Annotated in this window: 17 protein-coding genes and 5 tRNA genes; 12 read left to right on the forward strand and 10 right to left on the reverse strand. The window is 29.2% G+C overall.

The features are described 5' to 3' along the window. Positions 1-52 precede the first annotated feature (52 nt). From IPP08_03665 to IPP08_03690, 6 genes are all read right to left on the reverse strand, one after another. Positions 53-226, reverse strand: coding sequence for a helix-turn-helix domain-containing protein (locus IPP08_03665; GenBank protein ID QQS67278.1), 174 nt, complete (start codon positions 224-226; stop codon positions 53-55). A 745-nt stretch (positions 227-971) separates the two neighbouring features. Then, a complete protein-coding gene (locus tag IPP08_03670) occupies positions 972-1289 on the reverse strand; it encodes a tetratricopeptide repeat protein (GenBank protein ID QQS67279.1) in 318 nt (105 codons plus the stop codon). Positions 1290-1734: 445 nt separating this feature from the next. Further along, a complete protein-coding gene (locus tag IPP08_03675) occupies positions 1735-2169 on the reverse strand; it encodes a hypothetical protein (GenBank protein ID QQS67280.1) in 435 nt (144 codons plus the stop codon). 122 nt (positions 2170-2291) lie between these two features. Then, on the reverse strand, positions 2292-2483 hold the full coding sequence (locus tag IPP08_03680) for a hypothetical protein (GenBank protein ID QQS67281.1): 192 nt from the start codon (positions 2481-2483) through the stop codon (positions 2292-2294). Positions 2484-2527: 44 nt separating this feature from the next. Next, positions 2528-3310, reverse strand: a complete 783-nt coding sequence (locus IPP08_03685; protein QQS67282.1) for an enoyl-CoA hydratase/isomerase family protein — start codon at positions 3308-3310, stop codon at positions 2528-2530. Between the two features lie 50 nt (positions 3311-3360). Further along, positions 3361-3912, reverse strand: coding sequence for a CDP-alcohol phosphatidyltransferase family protein (locus IPP08_03690; GenBank protein ID QQS67283.1), 552 nt, complete (start codon positions 3910-3912; stop codon positions 3361-3363). Between the two features lie 228 nt (positions 3913-4140). Here IPP08_03690 and IPP08_03695 point away from each other — a divergent pair, with 228 nt between their 5' ends. Further along, complete coding sequence (locus IPP08_03695) at positions 4141-6114, forward strand: ABC-F family ATP-binding cassette domain-containing protein (protein ID QQS67284.1); 1974 nt, start codon at positions 4141-4143, stop codon at positions 6112-6114. An 18-nt stretch (positions 6115-6132) separates the two neighbouring features. Here IPP08_03695 and IPP08_03700 read toward each other — a convergent pair whose 3' ends face one another. Next, positions 6133-8238: a metallophosphoesterase family protein gene (locus IPP08_03700; GenBank protein ID QQS67285.1), complete on the reverse strand. Its 2106-nt coding sequence runs from the start codon at positions 8236-8238 to the stop codon at positions 6133-6135. Positions 8239-8279: 41 nt separating this feature from the next. Then, positions 8280-9023: a pyridoxine 5'-phosphate synthase gene (locus IPP08_03705; protein QQS67286.1), complete on the reverse strand. Its 744-nt coding sequence runs from the start codon at positions 9021-9023 to the stop codon at positions 8280-8282. A gap of 65 nt (positions 9024-9088) precedes the next feature. On the opposite strand from IPP08_03705, the gene IPP08_03710 reads away from it, so the two are divergent. After that, a tRNA-Thr gene (locus IPP08_03710) sits at positions 9089-9164 on the forward strand. Positions 9165-9217: 53 nt separating this feature from the next. Here the strand turns inward: IPP08_03710 and IPP08_03715 are convergent. Together IPP08_03715 and IPP08_03720 are read right to left on the reverse strand one after the other, a co-directional pair. Continuing rightward, positions 9218-9376: a T9SS type A sorting domain-containing protein gene (locus tag IPP08_03715; GenBank protein QQS67829.1), complete on the reverse strand. Its 159-nt coding sequence runs from the start codon at positions 9374-9376 to the stop codon at positions 9218-9220. A gap of 62 nt (positions 9377-9438) precedes the next feature. Continuing rightward, positions 9439-11139, reverse strand: a complete 1701-nt coding sequence (locus IPP08_03720; GenBank protein QQS67287.1) for a DUF4038 domain-containing protein — start codon at positions 11137-11139, stop codon at positions 9439-9441. A gap of 197 nt (positions 11140-11336) precedes the next feature. Between IPP08_03720 and IPP08_03725 the strand changes: the two genes are divergently transcribed. From IPP08_03725 to IPP08_03770, 10 genes are all read left to right on the forward strand, one after another. Continuing rightward, positions 11337-11419 (forward strand) — tRNA-Tyr (locus IPP08_03725). Positions 11420-11678: 259 nt separating this feature from the next. Further along, a tRNA-Thr gene (locus IPP08_03730) sits at positions 11679-11751 on the forward strand. Positions 11752-11771: 20 nt separating this feature from the next. Continuing rightward, a tRNA-Gly gene (locus IPP08_03735) sits at positions 11772-11844 on the forward strand. 64 nt (positions 11845-11908) lie between these two features. Further along, positions 11909-12058 carry a 50S ribosomal protein L33 gene (gene rpmG, locus IPP08_03740; GenBank protein ID QQS67288.1) on the forward strand — a complete coding sequence of 50 codons (150 nt, stop codon included), beginning with the start codon at positions 11909-11911 and terminating at the stop codon, positions 12056-12058. Between the two features lie 56 nt (positions 12059-12114). Beyond that, a tRNA-Trp gene (locus IPP08_03745) sits at positions 12115-12187 on the forward strand. Between the two features lie 23 nt (positions 12188-12210). Then, positions 12211-12396, forward strand: a complete 186-nt coding sequence (gene secE / locus IPP08_03750; protein ID QQS67289.1) for a preprotein translocase subunit SecE — start codon at positions 12211-12213, stop codon at positions 12394-12396. Positions 12397-12413: 17 nt separating this feature from the next. Then, positions 12414-12965, forward strand: a complete 552-nt coding sequence (nusG, locus tag IPP08_03755) for a transcription termination/antitermination factor NusG (GenBank protein ID QQS67290.1) — start codon at positions 12414-12416, stop codon at positions 12963-12965. 83 nt (positions 12966-13048) lie between these two features. Next, positions 13049-13474: a 50S ribosomal protein L11 gene (gene rplK / locus IPP08_03760; GenBank protein QQS67291.1), complete on the forward strand. Its 426-nt coding sequence runs from the start codon at positions 13049-13051 to the stop codon at positions 13472-13474. Positions 13475-13508: 34 nt separating this feature from the next. Next, positions 13509-14216 carry a 50S ribosomal protein L1 gene (locus tag IPP08_03765; GenBank protein ID QQS67292.1) on the forward strand — a complete coding sequence of 236 codons (708 nt, stop codon included), beginning with the start codon at positions 13509-13511 and terminating at the stop codon, positions 14214-14216. Positions 14217-14261: 45 nt separating this feature from the next. Next, entirely contained in the window at positions 14262-14777 is a 516-nt protein-coding gene (locus tag IPP08_03770) for a 50S ribosomal protein L10 (GenBank protein QQS67293.1), read from the forward strand. Positions 14778-14875: the final 98 nt, after the last annotated feature.

A 14875-nucleotide genomic window follows, 5' to 3' on the forward strand; every position in this document is an offset into this window, starting at 1 on the left:
TTACAAAAGGAGACCATTCAGATATGGTCTCCTTTTTTTCTATAAAAAAATACTAATTTTCAATCGTCGATAAAAAGTGAGATAAGTTCTCTTGCTTTTTTAAGTTAAATTTTTTTCTTAAAGAATAAACATTAGATTCAATTGTTCTTGGATTTATATTTAACATTCTTGCTGCATCTTTATAACTAACATTCATTCTCAATAAAGCTGATATTTTTAATTCCATTGAAGTTATCTTTGGAAATTTTTTAATGATTAGTAATGAATAATCTTGATTAGATTCTAAAAAATTTAAATGGAAATTATCTCTAATTTCTTTCGGTTTACCAGATCTAACATCACCTAAAATCTTTTTAGCTAATGCACCAGATTCATCATTATTTGATTTTGAAAATTATTCAAGTTCATTTTCTATCAAATTAACAAATTCAGTTTTATCAGATATTAAAGCCACAAAATTTATTAACTCCATTTGTCTTGAGTCTAATAATTGTTCTAACATTACAACTCTTTGATTAAGTAAAACTGTTTCTGTTTTGATATCAGATATCTTTGATTCAATTTGAAATTTGTTAAGTTGGACTTGTATATCGATGTTTAAAATATCCTCTTTTAAATTATAAAACAGTTTAATGTATTTTAAATAATCTGCCCAATTACCTCATTTTTAAACAGTAACATTAAAGCATTGTAACAATCAAACACTTGAAGTTTATCTGGATTTATTCTAACAATGAGATATATTTAAGTAAAAATTCTTCTCCCTTTTTGGGATTATAATCTTAATTTTTTTTATTAGAATATAATAAACCAATACCACAAGTTGCTCTTGATAAACCTTTTACATTATTAAATTTTTTGTAAAAAGAAATCGACTTTTTATAGAAAAATAATGCATTTATAAAATTTAAATTTTCAGAATAAATATCAGCTAAAACGTGATAATTTAATGCTAGATTGAATTCTAATTTTTATTCTAAATTCAGGTTTATAGATTTATTGATATAGATTTTAGCATTTTCAAAGTCAGATAATCTCATATATACATGAGCTATATTCCCATATAAACTAAACAAGTAATTATTATTTTTTAAATTCTCGTATATTTTAAGGGCTTTGAAACAATACTCTAAAGCGGTTTGATCATCATTTGTATAACTAAATATACCTGCATTATTATGCAATGTGAACCCAATACCTTCCACATTGTTTAATTGTTCATTAATAGTTAATGCTTTTTTGAAATAAATTAATGAGTTTTTATAATCTGAAAAACTACTATAAATCAAACCTAAATTATCATAACACTTTGCTAAACCTAAAGAATAATCTATTTCATGGAAGTACTCTTTTGATAATAATAAAGTTTCAATTGTTAATATTGGTTCATTGTTATAATGATAATCTATGCCAAGATTAATAAGTGCTCTTCTAATTGATTGTTAGTTATCTGTTATAATAGCATAATTATATGAATGTTGGGAATACAACAATTCTTCCTTAACTAAACTTTGAAGTCGGTTTGATTCAGATACAATATTATATGCTCTTGTTAAAAACCCACTTCATTTATATTGATACTACTACTAATATCTATTATATAATTTACAACTTCTAAAGATTCATCAATTGCATTTTTATACTTACTTTATCTAAATAAATTATAAGATAAATTTAATTTAGAATCAATGTAATTAGCATCTAATATTTTAGAATTGTTAGTCAAATTATAAATTAAATTTTGGTTAAATAAATTGCAAGACTTTCACCTTTGGCAAGATTGAATTTTCTCCTTAAAGCAAAACAATGATTCTCAACAGTTCTTAGTGAAATATCTAACATTTTAGCAACTTCTTTAGTACCTATTTGCAATCTAATTAATGCACTAACTTTTAACTCCATAGGTGTAATTTTAGGTAATTTATTTGATAATGTAATTGCAAAATCCTGATTCAATTCCATGAATTTTTTACAAAAATAAATATTGAATTTATTTACTTCTAAGTTAGATTTTAAATTGCTAAAAATACTTACAATCAATTCTTTAAACTCTCCATTAGACAATAATACTAATTTTTCTAAACCATTCGATATTTTTGGTAAATGTTCATTTTTTTGAGATAACACAGCAATAAAGTTTAGTAATTCTCTTTGTTTAAAATCAAACAATTGTTTAAGATAAATAATTTTATTCTCAACTAAAATTTTATCATTCTCAATTTCCTTAACCTGAAGTTTTTTTGAATAATATTTTACTTTATTATTATTTACTTTTTTTGAAATCTCTTCTTTTAAAAAAAATATTTTTCAATGTATTGTGAACTTAATTTCCATTTCTTCTTTGTTTCATAATATTCAGAAATTATTAGATATAAAGGAAGATTATCTTTCTCAAGATTTTTATCAGTATTCGTTTTGCATTGTTTTATTAAATCAATTACTTCTGCTGAAGTTAACTTTTGTTCAGTTTGAATTTTAGTCATTAAATATTTGACTTATACTTTAAAATAAAAATATATTAAATAATTTATTTACCTAAAAAATTTGGCTCACGTTTTTCGACGAATGAATTAACCCCTTCAAAATAATCTTCAGTTCTTCCAGCAGCTTCTTGCATATAAACTTCATAATCTAAAGCAGCTTCAAGTGAACTATTTTCAACTCCTCTTAACATTTTTTTTATATAACCATAAGCTTTAGTTGGTCCTGTTGAATATGGAATAGCATATTTCAATGCGGTTTCCATAAGTTTTTCAATAGGTACAACATCGTTAATTAATCCTAAGTCTAATGCTTTTAAGGCTGGTAATTTGTCACCAATTGTAGCAATTTCAAAAGCTTTAGTGTAACCAATTGTCTTTGTTAAAAAGTATGATGAACCACTATCTGGAACTAAACCAATGTTTACAAATGCTTGAAGTAAGTAGGCGTTTTCAGATGCAATTTTAATATCACAAGCTAATGCAATAGAACATCCTGCACCAGCTGCAACGCCATTAATTGCACATATTATTGGTTTTGGAAGAGTTGTAAGTTTCTTAATAATTGGATTATACCTTCTTTCTAATGAATCTCTTAAAGATCTTTTTCCACCACCACTTGGTGCATCTTTTAAGTCCTGACCAGAACAAAATGCTTTCCCAGAACCAGTTAGAATAATTACTCTAACTGAATTATCTTTTTCAGCAGATTTTAATGCAGTTTGCAAGTCAGTTGTTAACTGTTCATTACAAGCATTGTAACTTTCTGGTCTGTTTAAAGTAATAGTTAAAATTCCATTTGTAAGTTCATACAATATAGTTTCGTACATAATAAATTTGTTTTGTTAAAATATTGAAAGAAAAATTTAAGTACATTTCTCTACTTGTTATTTAAAATAGTTCTTATACCTCTGTTAATATAAATTCCAAAAGAGACAACAGATGCAAACACAGATGCAAAGTAAAAATAAATCAAAATATCTTTATCAATATTGCTTACAATTGCTATTAAATTTAAGCTAATTATAACTACAGCAGCCTTCCCATAGTAATTTGAAGGTAATAAAATTCCTTTTTTACTTTTAACTATGATACCACCTAATATTATTAAAATATCTCTAAGTAAAACAACAATTACAAACCAAACAGGTAACCTTTCTTGATACATTAATATTATAACAATTAAAGCAATTGCAATTTTGTCTGCGATAGGGTCAATCAATTTACCAAATTCTGTAATGTCATTTCTGCCTCTTGCAAAATATCCATCTAATATATCTGTAACTCCTGCAAGTAAGATTAAACCTACAGCTAAAGCATTTTGATTGTTAGATAAGGTAATTCCAATTGGTATTACCAAAGCAATTCTTGACAAACTTAAAATGTTTGGTAAGTTAAAAATAAGTCTGATATTAGATTTAATTTTGCTCATAAAAATTGTAAACACAAAAGTAAGAAAAGTTGTTTAGATTAAAAATTCAAAATCAACTAGTTAATATATAGATTATTTTGATTTGTGTAAATAATTATTTATAAGGAATTAATAGTTAAAATTCAATTATCAATTAAAGTATTTAAGTTTTAATCTAGAAAATTTATAAACAATTTCTAACTACAATAGAAAAATAAATACGAACTTTGCAAACTTTAAATTTCAAAAATGATAACAACAGATTCAGTTTCAGTATTGTTTGGTGGGGAATACCTATTTAAAAATGTTTCGTTCTTAATAAGCGAAGGTGAACGTATAGGATTGATTGGCAGTAATGGTGCAGGGAAGTCAACGCTCATGAAGATTTTATTAAATTTTCAACAACCAGATGAAGGTCGAGTACAAAAAAGTAGAATGGCTACTATTGGCTATCTTCCTCAAGAAGGTGTTGTTCTTAGTAATTCTCCATTACGAGAAGAAGCAATGAAAGCATTTGCAGATATAGTTCAACTTGAAGATGAGATTCATATTATCGCATCAAAAATTACTGAGCTTTCAACTGATGAAAATGCTTATGAAGAAATAGATACTTTAGTACATGAACTAGGAGAATTACAACACAGATTTGAGGCTATGAGCGGGTTTGCAAAGGAAGGGCAAGTTGAGAAAGTGTTGATGGGTTTGGGTTTTACAATTGAAGATATGACAAGACCTTGTGGTGAATTTTCAGGAGGTTGGCAAATGAGGATTGAGTTAGCAAAATTACTCTTACAAAATCCTACATTATTAATGTTAGATGAACCTACAAATCACTTAGATATTGAGTCACTTGCTTGGTTAGAAGATTTTCTTTCAACATATAAAGGAGCAATTTTACTTATCTCACATGATAAAAAGTTTCTTGATAATTTAACAAATAGAACATTTGAACTTTCAAGAAAAAGGTTAACAACATATACTGGAAACTATACAAAATATCTTGAACTAAGGGAAGCAAATCGTGTTCAACAGCAATCCGCTTATGAAAATCAACAAAAACAAATTGCTGAAACTCAAGATTTCATTGATAGATTTAGATATAAAGCAACAAAAGCAGTTCAAGTTCAATCTAGAATCAAGCAGCTTGATAAGATAGATGTATTAGAGCCGCCAGAACCTGAGGAGAGTGGAGTTCATTTTCAGTTTCCTAGAGCACCAAGAAGTGGTAGAGTTCTTGCTGAAACTGTAAATTTATCTAAAAGTTATGATAAAAAACTGATTCTCCAAAATATTAATTTTGCAATTGAAAGAGGTGAAAAAATTGCTTTCTTAGGACGTAATGGAGAAGGAAAAACTACATTGAGTAAAATTATTGCAGATTTAGAAAGTTATGATGGTGAATTAAAAATTGGTCACAATGTATTGATAGGATATTTTGCTCAACATCAAGCTGAAGAACTCAATCCTAAACAAACAGTTCTAGAAACTTTGGATTCGGTTGCAACAGGAGATATGAGAACGCAATTGAGATCATTGCTTGGGGCGTTTCTATTTAATGGAGATGATGTATTTAAGCCGGTTTCAGTTCTTTCTGGTGGTGAAAAGTCAAGATTGTCTTTAGCTAAATTATTACTTGAACCAGTTAACTTGCTTATTATGGATGAACCTACAAATCACCTTGATATGAGGAGTATTGCAGTATTGAAAAAAGCAGTTGCAGCTTTTGAAGGTGCAGTTATTGTTGTATCTCATGATAGGGATTTTTTATCAGGAATAATGACTAGGTGTATTGAGTTTAAAGATAAAAAAATTAAGGAGTATATTGGAGGAATAGAAGAATTTCTTTATAAGAAAAATGCCCAATCAGTTGAAGAAACAATAGCTTTTAAAAAAGATAATTCTTCAAAAAATATTTCACAAAATCAAGAAAGTGAAAAGGATAGAAAAAGAAGGGAAGCAGAAGAAAGAAATAAAAAATATTCTCTTACTAAAGATGTCAGAAAAAAATTAGATTCTGCAGTAATTGAAATTGATAAATTAGAAAAAGAAAAACTTTCTCTAGAAGAACAATTAAATTTACCCCAGATATTAAGCGATTCAGTTAAGTTAAAAAAACTTAGATGGCAATTAGAAATTACTACAAAACAACTAGAAAAAAACTTTACAGTATGGGAGAAGTTAACGAGCGAACTTGAATCCGTGGAGTCTCAATTCACTACTTAATATTTCATCTTCATTCAGTCAGTTTAATAATATTTTATCACGGAAAATAACTCTATTGTTGATTAAAGCTTTGATAAAATATATCCCAGTTTGATTTGGTAATGAATTCTTTTGAATAGAAATAATAGTTTCACCAGTTGAATTTAGTAAGGAATTATATTTTAAAAGTTCTTCACCCTGAATGTTAAATAATTCAATTATTATTTTTGAATTGTTTAAAGATTTGTTTTCTTTTAATTCTTGAATTTTGAAATTTAGTGTTTTATCGATAGCATTATAATTTACTTTAACATTTGAGCTTTTGGTTTGTTCTTCTTTTGAGTTTGTTCCAATGTTTTGATTTACAGATGTTGCCCCTCTTACTTTTTTGACTATATCAAACTCATCACGTATAGTCCCAGCAGCTGTAAGGAATTTACAATTTAAAGAGTCTTTTTCTATATCAAGAATTAATGATCCTCCTAAATTTGAAAATGAAGTTAACATTGCTTTGTGTGGATACCCATTCGATGTTGTTGATGAAATTCTACCACTTGAACCACAAACTACATAAATTGTACCATTATCATTATTCGAATACTTATAATAAGCTCCATTCCCAGCCTGAACAACATTTCCATTTGGAAATAATGAATCATTAAATGAATCTGATAAACCTTGATGACCTTTAATAAATTTACTTCTTTCGTAAGTATGGCTATGTCCGCACATAACTAAGTCAACTCCATACTGTTCTAATAGTGGAACAATGTTTTGCCTGATATCAATATCTTCAATTTCAGTATCAGAATTATGAGTACCTTTAGTATAAGGTGGATGATGAAAATTTACAATCGTCCATCTTTGAGAATTACTTTGTAAATCCTCTGAAAGCCAGTTGTACATTGGGCTTCCAGGTGCATTTAATGCGCCATAACTATCTAAGGTTATAAAATGAATATTCGCGTAGTTAAAAGAATAATATTTTTCATTACCAGTATTTGTTTGTAAGTTGAAAATACTGAAATAAGGAAAATTTGTACCCAAGGCAACTGAACTTAAATAACCAACATTAGCATAATCATGATTACCTAAAGCTGGAAATAAAGGCAAATATCTCAACTGATTTGAATAGATGTTGAATATATAATTTTGATATTCTAACTCAGTTCCGTTATTGTAAGCATTATCACCAAGCCATATCCATCCATTAACTATAGAATTATTTGTATAATTGGAAAATGCATCTCTTACTTGAATTTGATTTGCACTACCATCTCCCATATCACCTGTTACAATAAATCGAAGTTTATTTGTTGAATCAGGATTTGGGGCTGTATAAAAAAAACTATTACCACTACTTTGCAAAGTTGTTCCAATTTTCCCAATCGAATAAAAATATTTTGTATTTGATTGTAAACCAGTTAGAGTTATTGAATGGTTGTTAACCAAATCATTAATTGAAGCAACTGAATATAAATTGCCTGGTTCTCCACCAATTTTAACTTCACTACTAGATGGTATATTAGTAGTCCAATTAAGTGTAATTGAGTTATTTGAAGATAATGTCATGAAAGCACCTCTAGTTATTTGTGGAGTAGAAGGAGAAGTATTTCCAATTAATTCTAGTTCAAAAGTAATGTCTGAAGATGTTGTGTTAACATTATGAATTTCAACTGATATATTGTTAACCCCTTGATTAAAAAAAGTGTTTGGTATTGTAACTTGTTGGATAGCGTTGCCATCATCTGAGCAATTTTCAATTGCTGGAGTTAGATAATTTACTATACCTGGATTTATGTTGTCCCTATATATTTCAACTCCGTTTATATAAATAATCGCACCATCATCTCGCCTTAAATTAATTGTATAATCGTAGTATTGATTTGGAGTTGAAATTGTAAAATTATTACGAAAATAATAAGTTATTTTTTGACCTGCTAAAGTTGTTATTGGATTATCACCGTAACCTAATTCTGCTAATCCGCTTTGCCAACTTGCATCGTTATAGCTTGACGTTTTCCAGTTAGAGCCTTGATCTGATCCATCATCAAGATACTTCCATGCTGTATTTGTTGGGAGAATAATAGTTTGAGAAAACAAACATATTACATTAAACAATAATAGGAATGATATCAATTTCATAATAAAAAAATTTAAATAGTTTTCAACAAATAATATTAATTTTAATTAGCATTTGATTTTCGAATAACTTCCAAATATTTATGAACTGTATTTGTAAGCCCATATTCAAGCGCATCTGAAATCAAAGCATGACCTATAGAAACTTCTAGAACTCCAGGAACATTTTTTAGGAAAGGTCCTAAATTAAGTAAATCTAAATCATGTCCAGCATTAATTCCAATACCAAGGGAAGTTGCAAATAATGCAGCTTTTTTAAATTTAAGTAATTGAAATGAATAATCACCATTAGAAAAGGAATCTGCAAAAGGCTCTGTGAAAAGTTCAATTCTATCAGCCCCACTTTCTGGAATGAGTGCAATTTGGTCTATGTCAGGATCCACAAATAAACTTACTCTACATCCAAAATTTTTTAAAATTTTAATAATAGATTTTAATTCTTTCAAATTTTTTCGTATATCCCAACCTTGATTACTAGTAAATGTATTTATTGAATCAGGAACTAAAGTGCACTGAGTTGGTTTGTAAAGTTCTATAAGATTAACAAAGTCAAAAAATGGATTGCCTTCAATATTAAATTCAACATTTGGATAATCTTTTAACAACTCAAAAACTTCCTTTACATCATTTTTTTTTATATGTCTTTCATCTGGTCTAGGATGAATTGTTATCCCATTACACCCAGCATTAATACAAAGTTTAACGGCATTTAATATATTTGGCATCCCATGATTTCTTGTGTTCCTTAAAGTGGCTACTTTATTTATATTTACACTTAGTTTAGTCATTAATTTAAAAATAATTTTGTTCAATTAAAAAATTTAATATATTTTCGCAGTCCAATTTAATGATTGCCTGTGTAGCTCAGTTGGTAGAGCAGCTGATTTGTAATCAGCAGGTCGCGGGTTCGAGTCCCATCGCAGGCTCCATTTTTAAAGGGTTTTACTTTTTCAAGTAAAACCTTTTTTTTTATAAGTAATAATTAGTTAATTAATAATTTACCCCTATAAATTATCTTAGAATCTGATTTTATGGAATAAAAATAAAATCCATTATTTAATGTTGTTAAGCTTTGATAATAATTTGAGGTCTGAAAAATATCAGTTCTAACTTTTTTTCCATTAATATTAAAAAATTCTATTGAGTTATTATTTTGTTAAATCACCTTTGAATGTTAACTGCCCAATTCCATTTTGATAACAATTAAAGTTTTTTTTGATTGATTTCCATTTTTATATCAATAGTGTATTTTCTAATAACTAGTAGTGCATCATTAGTATCCTTTCTTGATATTAAAATTTCTCCAGTCATATCATTCGGATTATTAGTACCATATTCAAGAGTATCTCCATTTGTTGGATTAAGTAAAATATATTCTATTTTATTTGATAAAGAATCATACCTAAAACTAGCACATTTTGTATTACTTGGTAAATATGCAATTATATATTTATTAGAAGATGATACAGGAATTTTATAATCAGAGGTATTCAAACTTAGTAAACTCTGATGAGGTACTAATTCAAACCAATCAAATTTAATCATAAATTCTTTCATTAATTTTAAGTCCTTTGCACCAGAAAATTCTAAAGCTCTTTTCCAATTATATCTTGAAAATTGAAATCCCGGAGTATCTGTTGTCCATTGCCAAACACCATTTGCACCATATGTAATACCCATATACGCACCTGATAAAAATGATTGGTATCTTGAGAGTCTAACAAAACTTGAGTTAATTCTTAAGGAATTTGGGTTTAAAATTCCATCTGGATTCAAGTTGTTAAATATATCTTCATAATTTGCTTCTCCATCAATTAATGGTTTATATTTATTCAATGAGTAACCTTGAATTGCACCCTTGTAAGTCATATCACCCCCAATTGTATGAGAAGATTGATACATATTAAAATCTAACCAAGAGTCCGTTGAATCAAAATAATCTACAGATGAAGACCATCCATGTGGATGGACAGTAATTAAACTTCTTCCTCCATCTGCGAACCTTATGGCTAAAGCGGTCTGCTTTATAAACTCTTTTTTTTCTGAAGTGTCATAAGCCTCATCAGTTCCAGAAATCCAAATAACATTTCTTCCAGAATATCTAGCACTCATATAAGCAGCTAATTTAAAAACTTGTTCAACTGTAAAACATTTTTCATGGTAATTGTAAAATGAATACAATTCACAATTATTTGACCAAACTGGGTTTATAATTGCTACCATTCCACGAGAATTAATATTAAATATTATTGAATCTAAATATTCAAAATATTCATAATTAGGTTTTGAATAATCTCCATTAACAAAAGCCTGTTTTTGTTGAGAGTTAAAAACTCCACCAATTGGAAAATTAATATGAGATAAAGCACAAAGCATAATTCCATTAAAACCTTGATCTCGTCTTTTATCTAAATAGTAAAGCATGTCTTTGTAATCAGATTTGCTCGTAATTTCCCAAGCTGTATCCCAGAAGCAGAAATATGGAATCCCATTTTCATAAATAAGGTGCCTATTATCTGATGAAACAACAAGTTTGCCATTTGAATTCAATTTGTTAATACTAATGTTTGAAAAAACATTGAATTCACCGTGAACATTGTTTAAGCTTAGATCGTTTTTATCAGAACAAATAGTAGTATATTTCCATTTGCCAACAAAAGGTGGGTTAAATCTAACTTTGTAATTGTTGGAACCATTCCAAAATCCTGATACTATGTAAGATTTTCCATTATCACAAATGAATTCCGACCTTAAAAATTCCTTATCTAAAAAATTACTGTGAGTAAAATTTGATGTTAAAGTAATTTCAAAAAGGGTATTAGATTCAATAGTTGATTCTGAATTAGAAAATAGATTCAAGTATGTAATTAAAAGCAATAAAACTATTTTAAAGGTAAAACTCATAATATTTATTAAAACTATGATGTCATTATCTTGCAAAATAAGTAAAAATAATTCTTAAAAGAATTTGTTTGGAATAATTGAAATTATATTTTTTAATAAATTTTAAAATAAATCTTTGCTGAAAATATGAATTTAGTTATCTTCGCGACTCTGTTCGCCAAAGGAATTGATTTTTGATAGAATTAGGCGAGGATTAAGGGCAGGTTCCAGAGTGGTTAAACGGGGCAGACTGTAAATCTGCTGGCTTACGCCTTCGGAGGTTCGAACCCTTCCCTGCCCACATAGAATGATTTTTTTTAGTTTCTTTGATATTATAATTTTTCAAAAGAGCTACGTTAATGTTACCACATTGCTCCAGTTTTATAAATATAGGAGCCTTGAAAGCAAAATTACTGTGGGAGTTGCTCTTGAAAGAAAAATAGGTGAATATTTCAATTTAATATAAATTTATTAATATTGTAGATATTCCCAACACTTCTTTTAAGTAACCTTCCATTTAGTCGGCTACATAACAATACTTTTTTGTTACAAGTAAAATTGCTTGTGTAGCTCAGTTGGTAGAGCACTTCCTTGGTAAGGAAGAGGTCTCCGGTTCAAGTCCGGTCACAGGCTCTAATTTGAAATAATTTTAAGCGGGGGTAACTCAGTTGGTAGAGTCACAGCCTTCCAAGCTGTTGGTCGCGAGTTCGAGTCTCGTCCCCCGCTCAAATGTTTTCAAAGGATTTTTTTCCTCAGATTTTTTTAAATACTAAATTATAGATAATTAACAATGCGAGACATTATTACGCTTGAGTGTTCAGAATGCAAACGTCGTAACTACACAACGACTAAGAATAAGAAGAAACAAACTGGAAGAGTTGAGTATAAAAAATATTGTAAATGGGATAAAAAACGTACATCTCATAGAGAAACTAAATAATAATTAATTTTAAGAATTTTTAGGATTTGGAATTGATATTCGGTATTTAGTAAATTACGGGTGTGGCTCAATTGGTAGAGCGGCGGTCTCCAAAACCGTAGGTTGCGGGTTCGACTCCTGCCACCCGTGCTTAAATTTTAATTTTAACTAACATGAAAGAGTCGATAGTAAATTTTGTTCAAGGAGTTACTTCAGAAATGAAAAAAGTATCTTGGCCAACACAAGAGCAACTTAAGGAAGCAACATTGCTAACATTAGGGACTTGTGCTGTTATAACTACTTTTGTTTATTCAATAGATTTAATTTTCACGCAGCTGTTTAGTTTTATATTCGGATAAAAAAAAATAAGTTATAAATGTCAAACGCAGATAAAATAGAAAAACGTTGGTATGCTTTACGAAGTTTCTCTGGTCATGAGTTAAAGGTTAAGCAGTTGATGGATGCTGAAATATCACGTTTGAATCTTCAAGATGAAATTTCACAAGTTGTTGTTCCAATGGAGAAAGTATATGAGGTGAGGGACGGTAAAAAAAGAACTCGACAAAAGAATTTTCTACCTGGATATGTACTAGTTGAAGCAATATTAACAAAGCGATCTAAAGATCTTATTCTAAATACTCCTTCAGTAATGAGTATAATGGGTCGTAAATCAGAACCAGAGCCACTTCATGAAGATGAAATTAGTAAAATACTTGGAAGAATTGAAGAAAGGAAATCTGTTGAAACAATAGAAACTGCTTTCAGAGCTGGTGATCCTGTAAGGATAATTGATGGACATTTTAGTAATTTTTCTGGATTTGTAACGGAGGTTAATAATTCGAAGCAAAAATTAAAAGTTGAAGTTTCAATTTTTGGTCGTAAAACACCTATAGAATTAGATTATACACAAGTAGAAATAGAAAGATAAATTATTGTATAAAAATATAATAATTTCATAATAACAAAGTAAGAACATTTGTATTAAATAATAGAACTTTTTATAAAAGATAAATGGCAAAGAAATTACTAGGCTCTTTTAAACTTCAAATTACAGCTGGGTCTGCAACAATGGCTCCACCTGTTGGTCCTGCATTCGGTCAACGAGGCTTGAATGGTATGGAGTTTGTAAAACAATTCAACGCAAAAACTCAAAAAGATGGTGGAATTTTAACACCAGTTTTAGTTAGTTTTTTCTCAGATAAATCATTTACATTTGTTGTAAAATCACCACCAGCTGCTGTATTGATTATCAAAGCAATAAGTATTGCAAAAGGTTCTGGTGAACCAAATAGAAGTAAAGTAGGGAAGGTGAAAAAATCACAGTTAGAAGAGATTGCAAAAGTTAAGATGGGAGATTTAAATTGTGATACAATGGAAAGTGCAATATCAATGCTTTCTGGTACAGCTCGTTCAATGGGAGTTACAGTAGAAGATTAATCTAAAATAGTTTAAAAGAAAAGAAAATATAATAATGGCAAAAGTCAGTAAAAGATTTGCAATTGCAACAAAACAAGTAGATAAATTAAAATTTTATCACTTAACAGAAGGTATTAATCTTGTAAAGCAGAATGCAACTGCAAGATTTGATGAATCTGTTGATGTAGCAATTAAATTAGGTGTTGACCCAAGAAAAGCTGATCAGCTTGTTCGTGGTACAGTATCACTACCTCATGGAATCGGGAAAAAAGTACGAGTTGCAGTAGTAGCTCGTGAATTGAAAGCTCAAGAAGCGTTAGATGCTGGTGCTGATATAGCAGGCTTTGAAGATCTTTTAGAAAAGATAAAGGGGGGTTGGACAGATATTGATGTAATTGTTGCAACACCAGATGTTATGGGTGAGTTAGGAAAGTTAGGTCGTATTTTAGGTCCACGTGGATTAATGCCTAACCCTAAATCTGGAACTGTTACAACTGATGTAGCAAAAGCAGTTAATGAGGTAAAAGCAGGTAAAATTGAATATCGTGTTGATAAGGCTGGAGTTGTACATGCAGGTGTAGGAAAAGCTTCATTTGATTCTGAAAAATTATTTGATAATGTTAATGCATTTATTGGAAGTATAATGAGAGCTAAGCCTCAAACTTCTAAGGGTAAATATGTAAGGGGTATTACATTAAGTTCAACAATGGGACCAGGAGTACATATTGATGAAGCGATTACTTCAGGAGCTGAGAATCATTAATTGCCAGTCAAATTATTAAGTATAAATATATAATAATCATATACAATGAACAAAAAGGAAAAAGCTAATGTAGTAACTCAGGTGTCAGAATTGCTTGAAGGTGCTCAAGGTATTTTCTCGGTTGATTTTACTGGATTAAATGTTGCCAGAACAATCGAGCTTCGCCGCGAATTCAAGAAAGCTGGAGTTTCCTACAAAGTTGCTAAAAACACACTAATCAAACGTGCGTTACAGGATAAAGGTGGTTATGATCATATTGTAGATCTATTCAAAGGTCAAACAGGAATTGCTATAGGTTACGATGATCCAGCTGCTCCTGCTCGTATTTTGAAAGGTTTTGTAAAAGATGATATGCCTAAGTTAAATTTCGCCACAATTGAAGGAGAAATCTTTGATGGAGGGCAATTAGCACATCTTGCTTCAATGCCAACCAAAAAAGACTTATTAGGCTCTATAGTTGGAGCGTTAAATGCACCTGCAAGCGGAATAGTTGGGGCAATTAATGCAGTAATGCGTGATTTGTCATCTGTTATTGAAGCAGTTGCAAAATCTAAGGAATAATTTAATTAAATTTTAAAACTTTGTATATTAGATGACTTCTCCTCATTAATAATACAAGCTTCTAAGTTCTTAATTTTTTAAATTTTTCTAAACAATCA

The sequence above is a fragment of the Chlorobiota bacterium genome (assembly GCA_016700335.1).
Taxonomy (GTDB): domain Bacteria; phylum Bacteroidota; class Ignavibacteria; order OLB7; family OLB7.